Genomic DNA, 18,311 nt, shown 5'->3' with positions numbered 1-18,311 from the left:
CCACAGGAGCGGGCGGCTTCTCCACACGCTGCGCCGGGCCATCCACGAGAACAGCGGCTTGTCCACGGGGTTGTCCACACCCCACCGTCGGATCGTCCGAGATCCTCGTGTCCGTGGCCGGTTCTTCGCAGGAGCTGCCTGCGGCCGGCGAATCTTCGGCGACGATGGACGCATGAACCCCATCAACATCCGTCTGGCCAACCTGTACCGGATCGGTGTGGGCCCCTCCTCGAGCCACACCGTCGGACCGATGCGGGCGGCTGCCTTCGCCAGGGCCGAGCTCATCGGGCACGGCGGTGTGCCCCGGTCCCTCAGGGTGGAGCTGAAGGGGTCGTTGGGGGCCACGGGGCGGGGCCACCACTCCGACCTGGCGGTCCTGGCCGGCCTGCACGGCTGGGAACCTCACGACTGCGACATCGACGCGGTGCTGGCCCTGCGCGAGACGCTGTCGGCCGACCCCCACGTCGCGTGGTCCGGCGGCGCGCGGGTGCGACTGCACCCCGACGACGTGGTGTTCCTGCGGGCCCGCGACACCAAGGGTGAGGTGTTGCCCCACCCCAACACGATGGTCTTCCACGCCACCTTCGACGACGGGTCGACGACATCCTCGACGTGGTGCTCGATCGGTGGGGGGTTCATCCGCCGTCCCGAGGAGGTGGCCGGGGGCGACGACGGGCCCGGCAAGCCCCGTGAGGTTCCACACCCCTTCAACGATGCCGAGTCCCTGATGCAGCGGGCGAGGGAGATCGGCGGGACCCTCGGCGACGTCGTGCTGGCCAACGAGCGGGCGCTGTCCGACGACGACGGCGCGTCGGCCGTCGCCCACCTCGACGCGGTGTGGGAGACCTTCCTCTCCTGCATCGAGCGGGGCACCACGACCACCGGCGAGCTGCCCGGCGGGCTCGCGGTCCAGCGTCGCGCCCGGCTGCTGCTGGATCGCATCGGCGAGGGGCAGGTCAGCGAGGCCTACGCCGACATCGCCCGGGCCCAGGCCTACGCCTTCGCGGTGCAGGAGGAGAACGCCGCGGGCGGCCGGGTCGTCACCGCGCCGACCAACGGGGCCGCCGGCATCGTCCCGGCGGTGCTGGTGGAGGCCGCCGACCGCAAGGGCCACTCCCGCGAGGAGATCCACGCCGCCCTGGCCACAGCGGCGGCGATCGCCATGCTGGTCAAGACCCACGCCTCGATCTCCGGCGCCGAGGTCGGCTGCCAGGGCGAGGTCGGTACGGCCACGTCGATGGCGGCCGCCGCGCTGTGCCAGCTGATGGGCGGCACGATCGACCAGGTCGCCAACGCCGCCGAGATCGCCATGGAGCACAACCTCGGCCTGACCTGCGATCCCATCAAGGGGCTGGTCCAGGCCCCCTGCATCGAGCGCAACGCCATGGGGGTGGCCAAGGCCCACTCGGCCGCCCAGCTGGCCCTCCACTCCGTCGTGGCGGGCGTCGTCAGCCTCGACAAGGTCATCAAGGTCATGAAGCGCACCGGCGACGACATGCGCCGCGAGTACAAGGAGACCTCCGAGGGCGGCCTGGCCGTCTCCTTCCCCGAGTGCTGACGGCCCGTTCCTGCCGGCGCAGCGCGGACGGGCCCGCGGGTCGGGCATCCCGCGGGTCGGACGGGCCCGCGGGTCGGGCATCCCGCGGGTCGGGGGCCCGCGGGTCGGGGGTCCCGGCGAATTGTGCAGCTCTGCCGGCTCGTCGGCCGAGCTGCACCGGCGCCGCTCCGAGATGTGCACCTTTGCCAGCCGAGTGGCTGAACTGCACTTCGTGATCGCGGCGGGACAACCGCAACGACCCCGCGCCGTGGGCGCGGGGTCGTCGGATGCCTGGCTGTGTGGCTGGCTGTGTGTCTGGCCTACGCGTCGGCGGAGGCGGCAACCGCCGCGTCGACCTCTGCCTCGTCGGCGTCGGCGTCGACGGCGGGGACCTCGGGGGTCTCGGCCGCGTTGTCGGCGTCCTCGAGGGCGGACTCGAGGTCACCGGACTCGATGATCTCGTCGGCGACGATGTCGACGATGACGTTGGCGATGACCTCGCGGTGGAGCTTGACGCCGACCTCGTGCTGGCCGACCTCCTTGAGGGCACGGTCCAGGACGATCTTCTTGTGGTCGACCTGCACACCCGTCGTGGAGACGACGGCCTCGGCGATGTCGCGCTTGCCGACGGAGCCGTACAGCGTGCCGTCCTCGCCCGCGGTGGCGGTGATGACGAGCGTGCGACCCTCGAGGCCCTTCTTGACCTCTTCGGCGTCGGCGATCTCGACGGCCTCGCGCTTCAGGCGGGACCGGCGCAGGGCCTCGGCGTCGGCGACGGCGCCCTTGGTGGCACGCATCGCCAGGTTCTGGGGGATCAGGTAGTTGTTGGCGTAGCCGTTGGCCACGTCGACGATGTCCCCGGCGTCACCGAGGTTGTCGACGAACGCCTTCAGGATGATCTTCATCGCAGACCAGCGCTCCTAGCGGTTCGTGTAGGGCATCAGCGCCATCTCGCGGGCGTTCTTGATCGCCTTTGCGAGGAGTCGCTGCTGCTGCGGGTTGACACCGGTCACGCGAGCGGAACGGAGCTTGCCGCGCTCGGACACGAAACGCTGCAGCATCTCGACGTCCTTGTAGTCGATGTAGGTGATCTTGTTGGCCTTGAAGAAGTCTTCCTTCTTCTTGGCGGGCCGCTGCTGCCGCTGGGGCTGAGTACGTGCCATGGGTCGTCCTTTGTGCTGGATGGGGAAGGGCCCGTGGGCGGTGGGCCTGGAGGGGTCTGGAAGAGCGGGATGCGCCCCGCGCCCCGCGCAACGGTGAGGTGGCGGAGCCTTGGATGAAGGGCCCCAGCCGGGACGGGCGGGGTCGAGCGGGCGTCGAATGCGCCCCACTCACCGCCCGGCGATAACGGCACCGAGGCAATCAGCCAACGAGGGTAGCACGGCCGACGGATCGGGCACAGCCCGGGACGGCTCGGCCGCGTCGGTCAGTCGGCCGGGCGCAGCAGGGCCACGGTGGCGGCCGCCGCGAGGGCGGCGAGCAGCTGGACGGACACGAACGGCAGCACGTCGGCCGGGGAGATCCCGGCGAAGGTGTCGGTCAGCATCCGCGAGAACGTGACGGCGGGGTTGGCGAAGCTGGTGGAGGAGGTGAACCAATGGGCGCCGGCGACGAACGCCCCGACCGCCACGGCGATCGCGGGGACGCTGGCCCGCGCCCGGACCATCAGGAAGATGACCAGCACCAGGCCATAGGTCGCGACGGCCTCGCCGAGCCACTGGCCGGCACCCGTCCGCCGGGTCGTCCCGAACGTCACCGCGTCGAGGTCGAACATGGCGTTGGCGATCACCACGCCGACCGCGCCGCCGGCCAGCTGGGCGAGGACGAAGCTGCCGGTGCGCGTCCAGGCCCCCGGTCGCCGCCAGCCGTCGGGGTGCAGCAGCTGGTCGGCGAGGGTGACCGCCGGATTGAGGTGGGCGCCGGAGACCGGGCCGATCGCCATGATGATGGCGGCCAGTCCCATCCCGGTCGCCAGGGCCGCCTCGAGCAGCTGCAACCCCTCGTCCAGCGGGCTGCGTGTCGCCGCCATGATCCCCGAGCCGACGACGGCGATCAGCAGCAGCGCCGTGCCGATGCCCTCGGCCAGCACGAGCCGGCCGAGCGCAGGGGGGACGTCGCGTTCGGTGTCGGCGATCTCCGCGGTCAGGTCGGGCGTGTGGGCGGATGTCGGCGTGCTCATGCGGCGCTCACCCTGGGTGCGAGGTCGTTGACACGGCGCTGGAGCTCGTCGAAGGCGTGGTCGAACGCCTCCTGGCGGCCGTCGGCCAGCGGGTCGGGGATGGACCAGTGCAGGCGTGGGGCGTCGAACGGCGGCCCGGCCTCCCGGGCGAGGTCGCAGACCGACACGACGAGCTGCGGTGGGGTGTCGATGTCGCCGTAGCCGCGTGGGGCGTCGGCGGGCTCGGGCAGGCCGTGACGTCGCAGCAGCGCGACGGTGGCCTCGGGGACGGCGGCGGCCGGCATGTGGCCGGCCGACGCGGCGGGCACCGTCGACACCGACTGCCAGATCGCGGCGGCCATCTGCGACCGCGCGGCGTTGGCCGTGCACACGAACAGGACCGAGGACGCGGTCCAGGACCGGGCCCCGATGAGCCCGTCGAGCCGCGAGCGGTCCAGCACCAGGTAGCGGCGCCGGCCGTCGGCGTGGGACCGCTGCCGCTGCACCAGGCCGGTCTGGTCCAGCACCTTCAGGTGGTGGGCAAGGCCGTTGGGCGGCATGCCGAGGGCCGCCGCGACCTCGTCGGGCGCCAGGTCGCTGTCGAGCAGCGCCTCCACGATCGCCAGCCGCACCGGGTCGCCCAGGGCCGCGTGCACCCGGGCCCGGTCGGCGCGGGCGGCGTCGGCGGGGTCCGGCAACGTCGCGTTGGACGTGACGTCGTCGGTCATCCGGCCACCGGCACCTGCAGGTCGGCCAGCAGCGCCTCGACCCGCTGGCGGATCTCGTCGCGGATCGGTCGGACGGACTCCACGCCCTTGCCGGCGGGGTCGGTGATGGCCCAGTCCTCGTACCGCTTGCCGGGGAAGACGGGGCAGGTGTCGCCGCAGCCCATGGTGATCACGACGTCGGCGGCGAGCACCTCGTCGTCGGTCCAGCGGGTCGGCTGGGCCGCCGTGATGTCGATGCCGACCTCCTGCATCGCCTCGACCGCGGCCGGGTTGACCTCATCGGCGGGCTCGGACCCGCCGGAGAACACGTCGACGGCGCCGTCGGCGAGGTGCTGCGTCCAGGCGGCGGCCATCTGTGACCTGCCGGCGTTGTGGACGCAGAGGAAGAGGACGCGGGGTCGATCGGTGCCGGGCCGGTCGGTCGTGGGGCGATCGGGGGCGGTGGTCATGGGGTGCTCCGAACAGGGCGTGGGCGGACGCCGACATCATATACGCGAGGAATTGTTGAACCAAATGACGCCGGAGTTCAGGCCGGCAGCGCCACCTTCAGCTCGCTGAGCAGTCCCTCGACCCGGCCCCTGATCTCGTCGCGGATCGGGCGGACGGCCTCGAGGTCCTTGCCGGCGGGGTCGGTGATGGCCCAGTCCTCGTACCGCTTGCCGGGGAAGATGGGGCAGGCGTCGCCGCAGCCCATCGTGATGACGACGGCGGCGGCGCACACCACCTCGTCGGTCCAGGGCTTCGGGTAGGCGGCGGCCATGTCGATGCCGACCTCCGCCATCGCCTCGACCGCAGCCGTGTTGACCTCGCTGGCGGGTTCGGAGCCACCGGAGAACACCTCCACGGCGCCGCCGGACAGGTGGGTCGTCCATGCTGCAGCCATCTGCGACCGGCCGGCGTTGTGGGTGCACAGGAACAGGACGTGGGGTCGGTCGCCGGCCACCAGGTGCTCCAGCTTGGCGAGGGCTCGCAGGCGGTCGGCGGCGAAGCGCTCCGCAAGGACGGGCAGCCACGACGTGACCCTGGCGGAGGCCAGCTGGTCGAGGGACTCCAGCAGCAGCCGCTCGATGGTCTCGGGACCGGCGACGCCCGCGAACCGGCGGTGCAGGCGGGTGGTGCTGTTGGCGATCAGGTACTGCTGCTCCGGGCTGGGGTCGTGCATGTGTCTGGCTCCTCCCCGTGGGGTCATGGGTCACGAATGCGACACCACGACAATACATACGAGGAATAATTAGATCAAATAGTCCTCGTGTATATGTATGCCAGGAGGAGCGCCACGCGAACACAACGGCACGAGCCGGCATCGGGTGATGCCGGCTCGTGAAGCTCGTGGCTGTACTGGCTCGTGGCTGTACTAGAAGGGGACGTCGTCCGGGGTGGGCGGTTCGGCCGGGGGCGGCGCGCTGCCTCCTCCGCTGGACGGGCGGGGTCCACCGCCACCGCTGCGGACCTTGCTGACGCTCGTCTTGGCCCAGCGCAGGCTGGGGCAGACCTCGTCGGCCTCGATCTCGGTGGACCAGCGGGTCTGGCCGTCGCGGTCCTCCCAGGACCTCTTGGTCAGCCGACCGATCACGACGACCCGGTCGCCCTTGTTCAGCGACTCGGCGACGTTCTCGGCGTGGTCACGCCAGATGTTGACGTCGAAGTACCCGTCGAGCTTGTCCTCCCACTCGTTGGTGTCCTTGTTCCGCACGCGCCGGTTGACGGCGACGCTCAGGCTGGCCACGGCGATGCCGGACTGCGTGTAGCGGAGATCGGGATCCTTGGTGAGGTTGCCGATGACGGTGATGTTGTTCTGCTCGTTCGCCACAGTGTGTGTGCTCCTCGGACTGAAGTTGGAGGATTCGTACCACAGGGGTGCGACAGCGGCAGGCGCCGGGTCGGGCGACGAGGCCCGAGCAGCCGGGTCAGAGCTTCTTGCTGCGGACCTCGGGGCGCACGAACTTGTGGCGCACGACCTCTTCGGCGTTGCCGAGCTGACGGTCGAGCTCCTTCAGGCCGTCGCCGTCGATCTCGAGGTCGACAACGGTGTAGTAGCCGCTGTTCATGTGGTTGATCTCGTAGGCAAACTCGCGCTTGCCCCAGTGGTCGACGTTGAGGACCTTGCCGCCCTGCTCGCCGATCAGGCCGGTGAACCGGCGGATGTTGGTGTCGACCGCGACGTCGTCGAGGTCGCCGCGGGAGATCATCATGAGTTCGTAGGTTCGCATCGCAAACCATCCTTTGGACTAGTAGCGGCCCTCACGTCGAGTGCGCGGTTCGCACGCGTGGAGGACAGGACGGACGCGAAAGCGTACACCGATCCCGGCTGATCGGCTCGTCGAGGCCTTGTCCGGTCGTCGGCGCCGACCGGGGGTCAGGCGGCGCGGGCGGCCAGCTCGGGGGTGGCCTCGGCCGTCGAACCCGAGTCGTCGTCGGGGTCCTGGTGGGTGGCCACCGGGCGCGGCTCCAGCCGGGTCCAGGCCTGCCAGCGCAACGACGGCCCCAGCTCCTCGGCCTCGATCTCGTGGGTGTAGCGCGTCTCGGTCTTTCCCTCCCCCAGGTCGGCCTCGTAGGGGCGGCGCATCATCCGGCCGACGACGGTGACCCGGTCCCCCTTGCGCAGGGCCGTGGCGGCGTGCTGGCCGAGGTCGCGCCACGCGGTCACGTTGAAGAACCCGTCCTGGCGGTCCTCCCACTCCTTGGTTTCGGTGTTCTGCACGCGTCGGCTGACGGCGACGCGCATCCGCGCGAACGGCACCTCGGCGCTGGTGCGGCGCAGCTCGGGGTCGGCGGTGAGGTTGCCCGACACGGTGATGGTGTTGACGGAGGTCATGGCACGGGGTCCTTTCTGGACGGCTGTTGGGTGCGATGAGCGCACCGTAGGCAGCAGCGTCCGACCCCGTCCGACTTCTTCGGCCGGGTTGTGGACAACCGGTCCGGTCGGCCTCAGCCCAGCGTGTCCACCCATGCCTCGAAGAGGGTCTGCCCGGCGGCGCGGTGTGCCGCGTTGCGACGGCGTGCCTCGGTCACGAGCTCCTCGGGCGTCCAGCCGTTGGCCCCCAGGTAGCGGGCCACGCCGGGCGCCTCGACGTAGCCGGCCACGAAGGAGGCGTCGATCTCGGGGTGGTGCTGCAGTCCGAGCGCCGCGGACAGCCGGAAGGCGTGGACGTCGGTGTCGGCGGAACGCGACAGCAGCGACGCGCCCGGGGGCAGGGACACGAAGTCGGCGTGGGCGTTGAAGAAGGGCGTGCCGTCGGGGACGGCGGCGACGACCGGGTCGTCCCGGCCCTCCTCGGTCAGCTCGATGGGGATCCAGCCGATCTCGGGCGTGCCGTGGTGCACCGACCCACCGCCGGCTTCGGCCAGCAGCTGCGCACCGAGGCACAGGCCCAGCGTGGGGACGGCCTCGTCCAGCGCCACGCGGAGCAGGTCGCGGACCTCGCGGAGGTGTGGCCAGTCCTGCTCCTCGTCGGTGTTCATGTCCCCGCCGAGGACGACCAGCGCGTCCATCCCGTCCAGGGTCGTCGGGACCGGCTCGGCCCAGGCACGGCAGCGGACGACGTCGATGTCGCGGGTCACCAGCACCTCGCCGAGCACGCCTTCGTGTTCGTGGGGCAGGTGCTGGACGATCAGCAGGCGGGTCACGGGGTTTCCTTGAAGAGGCGCTCGACCATGCCGTCGAGGTCGGTGACGGTCTCGACCAGGTCGCGCACGTCGGGACGCAGCGTGCCGGCGTCGACCATGTGGTCCAGCAGGGCGTGGAGGGGCGCCCAGTACCCGTCGACGTCGACCAGCACGATGGCCTTGTCGTGGTACCCCAGCGAGCGGGTGGTCAGCACCTCGACCAGCTCGTCGAGGGTGCCGATGCCGCCCGGCAGGACGACGTAGGCGTCGGTCCGGTCGTCCATCAGCTGCTTGCGTTCGGCGAGGGTGTCGCACAGCACCAGGTCGTCGATGTCGTCGAAGGCGACCTCACGGCGGTTCAGCGAGTGCGGGATGATGCCCGTGACCGGACCGCCGGCGGCCAGCGCCGCCCGAGCGACCTCACCCATCAGCCCGACCTGGCCGCCGCCGTAGACCAGCCTCCAGCCGGCCTTCGCGATGGCGGTCCCGACGTCGCGGGCCAGGACGCGGTAGCTGTCGGCCACCCGTTCCGAGGACGCGGTGAACACACAGACGGCGAAGGTCGTTGGGTCGGGGCGGGAGGTCATCGGCGGCACTGTACGTCGTGGGGCCGGGTGCGTCGGGCGCCGGGGCCTCGCCCCGTCGGCCGGGTCCGGGACGGAGCGTGACGGTCGCCCGTCAGGTGCCGGCGAGCAGCGCCCGTGCCCGACGTGTCGCGTCGGGTGTGGCCCGCACCTCACCGGTGGCGATCCACCACAACCTGGCGATGTCGTCGGCCTCGGGCGGCAGCGCCTGCACCCATGCGATGGCCTCGGCCGCCTCCTCGGCGTGGCCGTCGCACCAGCCCTCCACTCCGGCGGCGATGGCGCAGCGGCGGCCGAGCGCCCAGTCGGGGGTGGCAGGCCCGGACAAGCCGGCGGGTGGCGGCCCACAGGGCTGCACCATCCGTGGCTCGTGGCCGCAGCGATCGCACTCGCCTGCCGCGACCGACTGGGGGCCGCGGTCGGTCTCGGCGAGGAACGGATATCGCTCGCGGAGGACCCGTCGAAGGGCAGCCCGGTCCAGCTCGTCGCTCACCGATCCCACCACAGGGTGGTCAGGGGCTGGTCGGGCATCCGCACCCGCCCGTGGTCGTCGGTCACGACCACCTCCGCGAGCGCGTCGGCGATGGCTGGATCGTGGTCGGCGGTCAGGCACAGCCGCTGGCGCTGATGGGCGACCAGCTCCGCGAGGGCGTCGTAGCGGCCGCTCGGCCGGGTGTGGCCCTCCATCAGGGCGGTGACGCCCAGCACCTCCTCGATGACCTCCCCGAGCAGCTCCACCGTGGGCCCATCGGGACGGTGGAGGTCGTGGAACCGCCTGAACAGCGGGGAGGTGTCGCTCCACGGATGGGTGGCGGTCAGCTCGAGCACGACACGTCGTTCGGCGGCGTCGTGCAGCGCACGCAGGAAGGGGCCCACGTCCTGCACGTCGTAGAGGACGTGGGTGGACAGCACCACGGGTGCCGTTCCCACCGCGGGCGCCAGCTCCGGCCAGCGGCCTCGGTGGACGTCGATCCCGCGTTCGGCGGCCGTGTCGGCCAGCCCATCGCGGGGCTCGACGCCGACGACACGGAAGGTGTCGGTGAACGCCCCGGAGATCCTCCCAGCCCCGCAGCCCACGTCCAGCAGTGACTCACCCGGTGCGAGCCGTTCCAGCACGCGCAGGCCCGTCGGGGTCGTCAGCGGATCGACGGTCGGCGTCGTGATCGTCCCCGGTGGGAAGGCGTAGGGGTTCGCGGGTGCGGCGCGCAGGATGGGCTCGGGGATCGCCCACGCCTCCAGCTGCGCGCGCCAGGACCGGGCGGCGGGTCCATCGGAGGGGTCGCTCATGGGTCCGATCCTGCCACCGCCCGTCTCGTGCCAGAACCGCCCGGCTCGTGCCAGAGTGGCGGGCGATGAGCAACGACGACGCGCTGCCGCCGGAGCTGGACCTCGAGCTCGGCCGCATGGCCGCCGAGCTGGACGCGGAGATCCGGGCCGAGCAGGCGGAGTACGAGGCCATGGCGATGCAGGCCGCCTGGCGTGCCCGGCGGATCGTCGACGTCGCGCGGGCCTGGATGGTGCACGGCGACACCGTCGAGGTCGCCGTCGGCGGCGTGACGCTGGTCGGGACGGTCATCCACACCGGCACGGACCTGATCGTGCTGCAGACGGACCTGCGTGGCCGGGTCGACGTGGCGGTGGCGGCCAGCCCCCTGCTGCGGCTGGTCCGTTCCGCCGACCGCGGTGGGGTGCCTCCCGGCCCGGGCCCGCGCACGTTCGTGGCACGCCTGACCGAGCACGAGGTCGCCGCCGCCTCGGTCGTGCTGGTGCTCGACGACGGGGTGCAGGTCGACGGGACTGTCATGGCGGTGGCTGCCGACCACGTGCTGCTGGACAGCCGCCAGGGGCAGCGGGTCGTGCCGCTCTCCCGTGTCGCGCTCGCCTGGCTGGCCTGACCGAAGCGGAACGCGTGCCGAGGCCGCCGTGCCGGTCGGATGCCGGCAACGCCGGTCAGCTGGAGGAGGCCTGCTCCTCGACCTCGGTCTCGTGGGCGGGCAGGCCCCGCAGCCACTCCACGACCTCGTCCTTGAAGTACCTGAACGCACGTCCGCCCGGCATCTTGTGCGCCGGGATCTTGCCCTGCCGCGACATCTTGCGGACGTAGTCCAGGTTCATGCCCAGCATCTCCGCGACGTGGGCGGCGGTGAGGATGTCCGGGAACTCGTCCAGCCCTTTGTGGTCGGCCATGCTGGCCTCCTCGAAGTCGGGGGTGTTCGGGGCGAGTCTAGCGGTGACGGGGTGGACCAACGGGAGTTCTCCACATCCGAGCGGAGGCCGAACGGACGGTGCGTCTGGGCCTGCCGCTGGGTCCCCGACCGGCCGTAGCGTCGCCGTCGACGGCCGCTCCCGGCCGAGGAACGACCCATCGCCGTGACCCAGCAGATCGACCGGACCACATCGACACCCGCACCCGCGGGCCGGCCCCCCTCATCCGGCCCGCGGGTGCATCGGGGTTGGGCGCTGATGGTCGTCGCCGGGCTGATCGCCGCGGTCGCCAACCTCGTCGCCCTGGGCGGCGGCACTGACGGGGTCGAGGTGCTCGCGGTCGCCACCGACACCCCGCCGGGCACCCCCGTGGGCCAGCTGGCCACGACCGTCGTCACGCTGGCCGTGGACGACCCCGCGGGGCTGCACCTGATCACGCCGGAGCGGATGGGGGCCGGGCTGTCGGGCACCGTCACCTCCACCCGGCTCGCCGAGGGCGACCTGCTGCGCGAGGGTGACCTGCGCCCGGCGGCCGACCACTCGAGGGCGGCGATGAGCGTGCCGATCGACGCCAGCCGGGCGGTCGCCGGGGCGATCGCGCCGGGCGACGTCGTCGACGTCCTCGCCGAGGTCGACGAGGACGTGGTGGTGATCGTCGACGACGCGGAGGTGCTCGACGTCGCCACCGGCGGGGACGGCTTCGCGTCCACCAGCACCCTCGCGGTGGTGCTGTCGGTCGACGAGGACGACGCCATCGCGTTGTCCACGGCGATGCGACGGTCCGAGCTGGACATGGTCCGGACCGCGGGTGGGGCAGGCGGGTGATCGAGGACCCGTTCGTGGTGCTCGCGGCGACCCCGCGGGCGTGGGCATCGACCCTGCACGCCCACGCCGCCGACCACGGCGGGATCGTGGTGCGGGCGACCGTGCTGACCGACCCCGACGCCCGCCGGGAGCAGTGCGACGTCCTGGTCGTCGACGACATCACCTCGTTCCTGACCCCGGCGCTGGTCGCGGCGGTGCACGAGGCCGGCCGGGCGGTGCTCGGCGTGTTCGACCCCGACGATCCGCAGGGCAAGGGCGACCTGGTCGACGCCGGCGTCGACGCGCTGGTCAGCGCCGAGGCCGACCCCGACGAGCTGGTCGGCGCCATCCGCGGGCTGGCGGGCAACCGCCGGATCGCCGATCCCGAGGCACCCGCAACACCGATCGCCACGCCCGTGCGCCGCGACGCGATGACGATCGGGGTGACCGGTCCGACGGGCGGCGTCGGGGTCACCGAGATCGCCATCGAGATCGCCGCCGTGCTGGGCACGACCGGACGGCACACGGTGTTGATGGACCTCGACGAGCTCGGGCCGTGCCACGCCCAACGGCTCGCACTCGCACTCCAGCCCAACCTGCTGGGTGCGATCGACGCAACCCGCCGACGTGCCGACGTCACCCTCGGGCTGCATCGGCTGTCCCGACGACACCCGCTCCAGGCCCTCCCCGGCATGACCACCGGGCAGGACTGGACCCACGTCCCACGCGGCGCCGTGGCCGAGCTGACGGCGGACCTCCAGCGCCAACGGTCGCGCCTGGTCATGGATCTGGGACACTGCCCCGAGGTGGTGGAGGGGGCGGGCGGGCCGCGGTTCGGGCACGCGCTGGGCACGGCGCGGGCGTGCACCGACCTGGTGCTGGTCACCGCCCCGACGCCCATCGCCATCGCCCGCACGATCGAGCTGTTCAGCCGGGTGCACCACGGGACACCGCAGGATCGGCAGCGCGTCCACGTCGTGCTGAACCGGGTGGGCAAGGATCGTTGGGCCATCGAGGAAGCCATCGCCGAGCTCCGACGCGGCCTGGCCGTCGACGTGGTGCACACGGTGCCCGAGGACCGTCGCGTCGCCCGGGCGGCCTGGCAGGGCGAACGGGCCGACCGGGGCCGCTTCTGCACGGCGGTGGCCAGAGTCGTCGCGGGCTGCGGCTGGGCGTCGACGTGACCACCTACGACCGGCTGCGACGGCAGCTCCTGGACCGCCTGGACAGCGACCGCATCGACCCGGCCGACCAGCCCGACCGGGTCCGCACCATCGTCGCCCGGCTGGTCGCGGAGTATCAGCGCGACGCCGAGATCGGCACCGAGGCCAGGCTGCGCGACGTCGGGCAGATGGCCACCCGGCTGGTCGAGTCCGTCACCGCCTACGGGCCGCTGACCCACATCCTCGCCGCCCCGGACGTGGAGGAGATCTTCGTCGAGGGGCCGCGGGTCACCTGGATGGATCGCACCGGCCGGCTGCACGGGCTGGACGTCCCCACGACGGAGGAGGAGAACCGCGCCGTCATCGACCGGCTGCTGGTCCCGACCAGCCGCAGCCTGGACACCCGCAACCCGATGGTGCAGGCCCGCGTGCTGGACGGTGCGGCACGGCTGTCGGTTGCGGTGCCGCCGGTGGCCGAGGGGCTGTCGGCGACGATCCGCCGGCACACCCGCCGGCGTCACAGCCTGGGCGACCTCGTCGGCACGGGGTCGTTGTCCCAGCCGGCCGCCGATCTGCTGACCCTGTGCATGCAGGGCTGGTCCAGCGTCCTCGTCTCCGGCCAGCCGGGTGCCGGCAAGACCTCGTTGCTGACCGCGCTGCTGGGGGCAGTCCCGTCGGAACGCTGCGTGCGGGTGTGCGAGGAGATCCGCGAGCTGACGGTGCCGCTGACCCACGGCTCGTACTACGAGACGCGGCCACCCTCGGCCTCCGGCGACGCGGCGATCACCCTTCGGGACCTGCTGAAGTTCTGCCTCGGCATGCGCTGCGAGCTGCTCGTCGTGGGTGAGGTCAGAGGGGCGGAGGCCTTCGAGCTGACGAGGGCGGTCAACGCCGGCTGCGGCTTCGCATGCACCGTCCACGCCAACTCGGGGCGTGACGCGCTGGAGGCCATCACCAACGCCGCGATCATGGCTGGGGAGAACGTGCCCGAGTCGCTGGTCCGCAAGGTCTTCTCCTCCGCCATCGACCTGGTGGTGCACGCCGACCTGCACGACCGGGGTGACGGGGGCGGTCCCCGGCGGGAGGTGCGCGAGATCGTCGCGGTCATGCCGGCCGTCGCCGAGACCTTCGCCACCGAGCCGATCTTCACTCGCCCCGCCGGCCCCGGCACTCCGCTGCAGTGGACCGGCCTGGTCCCCCCGACGCTCGAGCGGTTGGCGCGCTTGCTGCCAGCGGGTCGGACCCTGCGCGACGTGCTCTCCGCGGTCGACCAGCCACCGGGGATCACCGCCACCGGGGACCGCACCGCGGGCGCCACCGTCCCTCGCCCACGGCCGGCATCGTTCGACCCGGATCCGCTGGCCGGGGTCGGCTGAAGACGCCGTTGACGGGCCGCTCCGGAACGCGTTGTATGCGCATGTCGGGAGTCGCGGCGCACGCCGTGTCAGGAGCAGGGGGCGGGGGTTGAGGCTGGGTCCGCGGTGTCGCTGCAGGACGGATCGCCGATGCTGCCGATGCCCAGGATCCACCCGCACCCACCTCGCCGACGTTCGCGCGTGTCATCACCAGCGCGACGTCGCCCAACCGAAAGCACGTGCTCGATGACCACTCCAGACCCCACGGGACCGTCCCAGGCCACCCCGCCCACGTTCGACCCCGCCGCCACGGCCGTGATCGGCGCCGACCTGCTCCCGGCCACCGGCACACAGCCACCTGCGTCTGCACCGGTGCAGCACTCCGTCGGTGCCCCGGTGGGCGTCCCCGTGGCCTCCCACCTGCCGGTGGACGGGTACGCCGCGGGGCCCCGTTCCCTGTCCTCGGTCGGCAGGCTCATCCTGGCCGCCCTCCTCGACGGCATCCTGATGATCGTCACCCTCAGCATCGGCTGGCTGGTGTGGGCATGCATCACCGCATCCGCAGGGCAGACCCCCGGCAAGAAGCTGATGGGCATGCAGGTCGTCGATGCTCGCACCGGAGCGCCGCTGTCGTGGGGGAGCTACGTCGGCATGCGCGGCATCGTCGGCGGCTTCGTGGGCGGCCTCGCCAGCACCCTGACCCTCGGCGTGCTGTCGTTCATGCCGCTGTGGGACAAGCAGAACCAGTCCGTCGCCGCCAAGGTGTCCAACAGCGTCGTCGTCGACGTGTAGCCGTCGGCCCCGTGCGGGGCGCGACGCCGCTGCCGGCCGGCTGACACAGCACAGGAGTACGCTCCCCCCGACGTCCTCGACGGCGTCGGAGGGAGAGGGATGGCCATGGCCCAGGAGGACCGGACCGCACCAGCCGGCGGGGAGTCCGTGCCGGACCGTGCCGTCGTGCTCGTGCACGGCATCGGCAGCCAGCAGCGCGGCACCGTCCTCAGCGGCTGGGTGCAGGCCATCCTCGGCTGGGTCGAGGACACCGAGGGACTGCGGGCCCAGATCGACCGGGTGCATACCGACGATGACGGACCGGCGTGGGCCGACGTGGTGCTCGGCCACCCGGCAGGCATCGACACGGTCACGACGAGGGTGCGGCTGTACGAGGCCTTCTGGGCCGATGTCATCAGACCGCCGTCGTTCACCACGCTGGTCCGCTGGTCGGCGTCGATCCTCCCGAAGGTCATCAGCCACCACCTCCTCAGCCTGGTCATGGTCTGGCCGGAGCAGAGTTTGGCCGACCTCGCCGACGACGGCTGGGCGACACGGCTGCGGGGGGTCATGCGGGCCGTTGCGACCGTCGTCCTCCTCCCGGTCATGCTGCTGGCCCTGACCTTCGGCGCGGCTGCAGGGCTGCTGGCCGTCGCTGCCGTCTGGGTGCTGGGCCTGGTCGCGCTCGTCCCGGTCCTCAGGGGCCCGGCCAAGGCGTTGCAGAAGGTGGTCGCCACCTCCGTTGGCGACACCGCCTACATCACCACCAACGACATGCAGCGGGCCTACGTCGTGGACCGGGTCAAGCAGGCCATCGGCGCCGCCATCCACGACGTCGGCCCCGACGCGCCCATCACCGTCCTTGCCCACTCCCAGGGTGCGGCGGTCACGTACTACGCGTTGACGGAGGGGACGCCGCCGTCCCGGCCGGTCGACCTGGTCACGTTCGGTCAGGGGCTGACCAAGGTCGAGCGGATCCGCGTCCCGCTGCGCGACGCCTGGTTCGTCACGATCCCCTACCTGATGTCGGCGGTCACCGGAGTGGCCGGGTGGTGGGTGATCCGTCGTGACGCGGTCGACGGCCTGCCCGAGGCGGCCGAGGTCGTCCTGCTCGGCCTCGTCCCGCTGACGGCGACAGCCCTGTTGGTGCTGCTCGGACGGTGGCTGTGGTCGCTGGAGTCCGTCCGACCGCTGATCCGCCGCATGGGGCGGGCTCTCGGCGGGGCCCCGTCCGACGACGTGGACCGGCTGGCCTCCAGCGTGCGTCCGTGGCTGCACGCCGGACTCGGCTGGCTGCTGGCCGGGCTGGCGGCAGTGGTGGCCGGCTGGTGGCAGCTCATCGGGGCGATGGCCATGGACGTCGACCGGTCGGCGGTGGCCCTGGTCGGCCTCGTCGGCGTCGCCATGTTCGTCGGTGCCATCCAGCTGTGGCGTCATGCACGGACGCCGGCCGTGGCGTTGGCCCCCGGGCTGACGGGTGCCGCGGCGACCACCGCCGAGCAGCGGGCCAACACCGCACGGTCCCACGGCCTGCGTGTCCACCTCTCCTGGCCCTCGACGCTGCGCACGTGGACCGACCTGTGGGCGACGTCGGACCCCGTGCCCGGCGGGGCGCTCCGGACCCCTGCCGGCGCCCCGGCGGGGGCGTTCTCCTCCCGCGGCGTCGTGAACCGCCAGTCGATCCTGGGCGACCACACCAGCTACTGGGCCAACCGGCACGACTTCGTGACCACGGTCGTGGCCATGCTGCTGCCGGCGGACTGGACGTTGCGGGCGGGCCACCGGGATGCGGGCGAGGAGGGGCAGGCGCTGCGTCGCGGCTACGGCGTGTTCAACTGGTACGCCCGCGTGCTGGGGTACAGCGCCTTCCTCGCCTATGGCCTGTTCGGTCCGCCGATCCCGGTCGCCCTGCCGGTCGGCTGGATCCCCGCCGGCGTCCGGGACCGGGTCGTGGAATGGACGGCCATGTCCGCCGGTCGGCTGGAGAGCCTGGTGGTCGTCGGCGTTGCGGTGGCGGTGTTCCGCCTCGTCACGACGTGGGCCAGCGGCCGCGCAATCGACCGACGCTGGGCGCCGACGGTGACCGTCGACGTCCTCGCCGCCCAGGCCGGGCCGTTGGCGGACGCAGCCCCGGACGTGGACGGCGCGGTTGAGCCCAACGAGGTGGAGATGGCGGACGAGGTGGAGATGGCGGACGAGGTGGAGATGGCGGACGAGGTGGAGATGGCGGACGAGGTGGAGATGGCGGACGAGGTGCCCGCCATGGCGACATCCGTGGAGGCCGGTTCCCAGCCGACCGCCGAGGAGTCCCAGGCGCCGGCGCCTGCCGCCGGAGAGGACCTGGAGGTCGTCTTCTACCTCGACGGCACGCCCGTGTACTCCACCAGGAAGGACTGAGTCGCCGGGCGTCCCCCGCGTTGGGCCTGCCGCTGGGCCCCTCGACACCCGTAGACCAGACCTCGTGCATCACACCGCCGACGTCCACGCCATCGCGTCGCGGACCCCTGCCCGTCGGGTTGGCCGATGACCGTGGTGGCCGCGCTGTCCACGGGGGTCTTCGTGGCCCTGCTGGTCGCGATGTGCTCCGGCGGGCTGCCGGCACTCAGGCGCACTCCGCGACCGCGCGGGCCTTCGGCGTTGGTGGTCCAGCTGCAGCAGGCCGGGGTGACGTGGACGCCCCTGCAGGTTCGCGCGGTCACGGTCGTGGGTGCCGTGCTGGTCGCCGCCCTCGTCTGGGCGATGACCGGGATCCCGGCAATGGCACTGGTCCCCGGGGCGCTCGTGCTGGCCGCACCACAGGCGCTGCTGCGCCGCCGTGCGCTGACGCGCGTTCGGTCGGTTCGCGAGGCCTGGCCCGACGCGCTGGCGATGATCGGCGGCAGCGTCCGCAGCGGGCGGCCGCTGAGCCATGCCGTGGTGGACGTGTCGCTGGACGGACCGGTTGCCCTGCGCGGTCCGATGGCCGGTCTCGCCGCGCGCATCCAGACCGTCGGGCTGGTCCCCGCACTCCAGGCGGTGGCCGACACCGTCGGCGACCCGGTGACCGACCGGGTCGTGGAGGTGCTGTGCCTGGCCCACGCCGAGGGTGGCCGCATCGTCACCGACGTCGTGGCCGACCTGGCCCACAGCATCGGCGCGGAGGTCCAGGCCGGCGAGGAGATCGACACCCTGTCCCTGGAGGGCAAGCTGAACGCCCGCCTGGTCTTCGCCCTCCCGTGGGTCGTGCTGGTCGTGTTGACCGCACGGCCCGGCCCGTTCGCCGAGTTCTACTCGGGACCCGGCGGGGCGATCGTGATCGGCCTCGGCGCGGTCGTGTCGCTGATCGGCGTGGCCCTGGTCAGCCGGCTGTCGCGGATTCCCGACGAACCGCGGGTGCTGCGCCCGCAGGCGGCCGAGTGAG

At 72.4% G+C, this 18,311-nt stretch carries 22 protein-coding genes; 8 read left to right on the top strand and 14 right to left on the bottom strand.

Features of this window, described 5'->3' with window-relative positions; genetic code table 11:
• The first annotated feature begins 172 nt into the window (after positions 1 to 172).
• Entirely contained in the window at positions 173 to 1,558 is a 1,386-nt protein-coding gene (locus CUC05_RS13010) for an L-serine ammonia-lyase (RefSeq protein WP_205712313.1), read from the top strand.
• Positions 1,559 to 1,857: 299 nt separating this feature from the next.
• Here the strand turns inward: CUC05_RS13010 and rplI are convergent, their stop codons facing one another.
• The 13 genes from rplI to CUC05_RS12945 all read right to left on the bottom strand — a co-directional run bounded on the left by rplI (position 1,858) and on the right by CUC05_RS12945 (position 9,900).
• Positions 1,858 to 2,442 carry a 50S ribosomal protein L9 gene (gene rplI / locus CUC05_RS13005; protein WP_108666538.1) on the bottom strand — a complete coding sequence of 195 codons (585 nt, stop codon included), beginning with the start codon at positions 2,440 to 2,442 and terminating at the stop codon, positions 1,858 to 1,860.
• Positions 2,443 to 2,457: 15 nt separating this feature from the next.
• Positions 2,458 to 2,700, bottom strand: a complete 243-nt coding sequence (gene rpsR, locus CUC05_RS13000) for a 30S ribosomal protein S18 (protein WP_108666537.1) — start codon at positions 2,698 to 2,700, stop codon at positions 2,458 to 2,460.
• Positions 2,701 to 2,963: 263 nt separating this feature from the next.
• Positions 2,964 to 3,716 (bottom strand): aquaporin, encoded by a 753-nt coding sequence (locus CUC05_RS12995; protein ID WP_108666536.1) that lies wholly within the window; start codon positions 3,714 to 3,716, stop codon positions 2,964 to 2,966.
• Positions 3,713 to 4,423 (bottom strand): arsenate reductase/protein-tyrosine-phosphatase family protein, encoded by a 711-nt coding sequence (locus tag CUC05_RS12990; protein WP_108666535.1) that lies wholly within the window; start codon positions 4,421 to 4,423, stop codon positions 3,713 to 3,715. The genes CUC05_RS12995 and CUC05_RS12990 overlap by 4 nt, the downstream gene beginning before the upstream one ends.
• On the bottom strand, positions 4,420 to 4,872 hold the full coding sequence (locus CUC05_RS12985; protein ID WP_108666534.1) for an arsenate reductase ArsC: 453 nt from the start codon (positions 4,870 to 4,872) through the stop codon (positions 4,420 to 4,422). Before CUC05_RS12985 ends, CUC05_RS12990 begins: the two co-directional genes overlap by 4 nt.
• Before the next feature lie 77 nt (positions 4,873 to 4,949).
• Positions 4,950 to 5,585: an arsenate reductase ArsC gene (locus tag CUC05_RS25345; RefSeq protein ID WP_240606255.1), complete on the bottom strand. Its 636-nt coding sequence runs from the start codon at positions 5,583 to 5,585 to the stop codon at positions 4,950 to 4,952.
• A 192-nt stretch (positions 5,586 to 5,777) separates the two neighbouring features.
• Positions 5,778 to 6,233: a single-stranded DNA-binding protein gene (gene ssb, locus CUC05_RS12975; protein ID WP_205712312.1), complete on the bottom strand. Its 456-nt coding sequence runs from the start codon at positions 6,231 to 6,233 to the stop codon at positions 5,778 to 5,780.
• 97 nt (positions 6,234 to 6,330) lie between these two features.
• Complete coding sequence (gene rpsF, locus CUC05_RS12970; RefSeq protein ID WP_108666532.1) at positions 6,331 to 6,633, bottom strand: 30S ribosomal protein S6; 303 nt, start codon at positions 6,631 to 6,633, stop codon at positions 6,331 to 6,333.
• Positions 6,634 to 6,779: 146 nt separating this feature from the next.
• A complete protein-coding gene (locus CUC05_RS12965; RefSeq protein ID WP_157965516.1) occupies positions 6,780 to 7,238 on the bottom strand; it encodes a single-stranded DNA-binding protein in 459 nt (152 codons plus the stop codon).
• 113 nt (positions 7,239 to 7,351) lie between these two features.
• Positions 7,352 to 8,050, bottom strand: coding sequence for a type 1 glutamine amidotransferase (locus tag CUC05_RS12960; RefSeq protein WP_157965515.1), 699 nt, complete (start codon positions 8,048 to 8,050; stop codon positions 7,352 to 7,354).
• Complete coding sequence (locus CUC05_RS12955) at positions 8,047 to 8,616, bottom strand: LOG family protein (protein WP_108666529.1); 570 nt, start codon at positions 8,614 to 8,616, stop codon at positions 8,047 to 8,049. The genes CUC05_RS12960 and CUC05_RS12955 overlap by 4 nt, the downstream gene beginning before the upstream one ends.
• Positions 8,617 to 8,707: 91 nt before the next feature.
• Positions 8,708 to 9,106 (bottom strand): hypothetical protein, encoded by a 399-nt coding sequence (locus CUC05_RS12950; protein WP_108666528.1) that lies wholly within the window; start codon positions 9,104 to 9,106, stop codon positions 8,708 to 8,710.
• Positions 9,103 to 9,900 carry a class I SAM-dependent methyltransferase gene (locus CUC05_RS12945; RefSeq protein WP_108666527.1) on the bottom strand — a complete coding sequence of 266 codons (798 nt, stop codon included), beginning with the start codon at positions 9,898 to 9,900 and terminating at the stop codon, positions 9,103 to 9,105. Before CUC05_RS12945 ends, CUC05_RS12950 begins: the two co-directional genes overlap by 4 nt.
• Before the next feature lie 65 nt (positions 9,901 to 9,965).
• Between CUC05_RS12945 and CUC05_RS12940 the strand changes: the two genes are divergently transcribed.
• Positions 9,966 to 10,508 (top strand): hypothetical protein, encoded by a 543-nt coding sequence (locus CUC05_RS12940; protein ID WP_108666526.1) that lies wholly within the window; start codon positions 9,966 to 9,968, stop codon positions 10,506 to 10,508.
• Between the two features lie 55 nt (positions 10,509 to 10,563).
• On the opposite strand, the gene CUC05_RS12935 is transcribed toward CUC05_RS12940, so the two are convergent.
• A complete protein-coding gene (locus CUC05_RS12935; RefSeq protein WP_108666525.1) occupies positions 10,564 to 10,800 on the bottom strand; it encodes a helix-turn-helix domain-containing protein in 237 nt (78 codons plus the stop codon).
• Between the two features lie 183 nt (positions 10,801 to 10,983).
• On the opposite strand from CUC05_RS12935, the gene CUC05_RS12930 reads away from it, so the two are divergent.
• The 6 genes from CUC05_RS12930 (at position 10,984) to CUC05_RS12905 (ending at position 18,310) form a co-directional block, all read left to right on the top strand.
• Complete coding sequence (locus tag CUC05_RS12930) at positions 10,984 to 11,643, top strand: RcpC/CpaB family pilus assembly protein (protein WP_108666524.1); 660 nt, start codon at positions 10,984 to 10,986, stop codon at positions 11,641 to 11,643.
• Complete coding sequence (locus CUC05_RS12925; RefSeq protein WP_108666523.1) at positions 11,640 to 12,806, top strand: nucleotide-binding protein; 1,167 nt, start codon at positions 11,640 to 11,642, stop codon at positions 12,804 to 12,806. The genes CUC05_RS12930 and CUC05_RS12925 overlap by 4 nt, the downstream gene beginning before the upstream one ends.
• The gene (locus CUC05_RS12920; RefSeq protein WP_108666522.1) at positions 12,803 to 14,161 is read left to right on the top strand and encodes a TadA family conjugal transfer-associated ATPase; all 1,359 of its coding nucleotides are present in this window, start codon (positions 12,803 to 12,805) and stop codon (positions 14,159 to 14,161) included. Before CUC05_RS12925 ends, CUC05_RS12920 begins: the two co-directional genes overlap by 4 nt.
• 225 nt (positions 14,162 to 14,386) lie before the next feature.
• Complete coding sequence (locus CUC05_RS12915; protein ID WP_157965514.1) at positions 14,387 to 14,932, top strand: RDD family protein; 546 nt, start codon at positions 14,387 to 14,389, stop codon at positions 14,930 to 14,932.
• A 105-nt stretch (positions 14,933 to 15,037) separates the two neighbouring features.
• Positions 15,038 to 17,308, top strand: coding sequence for a hypothetical protein (locus tag CUC05_RS12910; RefSeq protein WP_170128003.1), 2,271 nt, complete (start codon positions 15,038 to 15,040; stop codon positions 17,306 to 17,308).
• 126 nt (positions 17,309 to 17,434) lie between these two features.
• Positions 17,435 to 18,310, top strand: a complete 876-nt coding sequence (locus CUC05_RS12905) for a type II secretion system F family protein (protein WP_108666519.1) — start codon at positions 17,435 to 17,437, stop codon at positions 18,308 to 18,310.
• Position 18,311 lies beyond the last annotated feature (1 nt).

Source organism: Euzebya rosea, from assembly GCF_003073135.1.
Classification (GTDB): Bacteria; Actinomycetota; Nitriliruptoria; order Euzebyales; family Euzebyaceae; genus Euzebya; species Euzebya rosea.
The sequence above is the reverse complement of the archived record's forward strand: the minus strand, read 5'-3'. Positions and strand labels throughout refer to the sequence as shown.

Bases quoted from the DNA above. Each gene is read 5' to 3' on its own strand.
- CUC05_RS12940 (WP_108666526.1), top strand. From the start codon at position 9,966: ATGAGCAACGACGACGCGCTGCCGCCGGAGCTGGACCTCGAGCTCGGC.
- CUC05_RS12965 (WP_157965516.1), bottom strand. From the start codon at position 7,238: ATGACCTCCGTCAACACCATCACCGTGTCGGGCAACCTCACCGCCGAC.
- CUC05_RS12955 (WP_108666529.1), bottom strand. From the start codon at position 8,616: ATGACCTCCCGCCCCGACCCAACGACCTTCGCCGTCTGTGTGTTCACC.
- rpsR (WP_108666537.1), bottom strand. From the start codon at position 2,700: ATGGCACGTACTCAGCCCCAGCGGCAGCAGCGGCCCGCCAAGAAGAAG.
- CUC05_RS12915 (WP_157965514.1), top strand. From the start codon at position 14,387: ATGACCACTCCAGACCCCACGGGACCGTCCCAGGCCACCCCGCCCACG.
- CUC05_RS12995 (WP_108666536.1), bottom strand. From the start codon at position 3,716: ATGAGCACGCCGACATCCGCCCACACGCCCGACCTGACCGCGGAGATC.
- CUC05_RS12905 (WP_108666519.1), top strand. From the start codon at position 17,435: ATGACCGTGGTGGCCGCGCTGTCCACGGGGGTCTTCGTGGCCCTGCTG.
- rpsF (WP_108666532.1), bottom strand. From the start codon at position 6,633: ATGCGAACCTACGAACTCATGATGATCTCCCGCGGCGACCTCGACGAC.
- CUC05_RS12910 (WP_170128003.1), top strand. From the start codon at position 15,038: ATGGCCCAGGAGGACCGGACCGCACCAGCCGGCGGGGAGTCCGTGCCG.
- rplI (WP_108666538.1), bottom strand. From the start codon at position 2,442: ATGAAGATCATCCTGAAGGCGTTCGTCGACAACCTCGGTGACGCCGGG.
- CUC05_RS12990 (WP_108666535.1), bottom strand. From the start codon at position 4,423: ATGACCGACGACGTCACGTCCAACGCGACGTTGCCGGACCCCGCCGAC.
- CUC05_RS13010 (WP_205712313.1), top strand. From the start codon at position 173: ATGAACCCCATCAACATCCGTCTGGCCAACCTGTACCGGATCGGTGTG.
- CUC05_RS12935 (WP_108666525.1), bottom strand. From the start codon at position 10,800: ATGGCCGACCACAAAGGGCTGGACGAGTTCCCGGACATCCTCACCGCC.
- CUC05_RS12985 (WP_108666534.1), bottom strand. From the start codon at position 4,872: ATGACCACCGCCCCCGATCGCCCCACGACCGACCGGCCCGGCACCGAT.
- CUC05_RS12945 (WP_108666527.1), bottom strand. From the start codon at position 9,900: ATGAGCGACCCCTCCGATGGACCCGCCGCCCGGTCCTGGCGCGCGCAG.
- CUC05_RS25345 (WP_240606255.1), bottom strand. From the start codon at position 5,585: ATGCACGACCCCAGCCCGGAGCAGCAGTACCTGATCGCCAACAGCACC.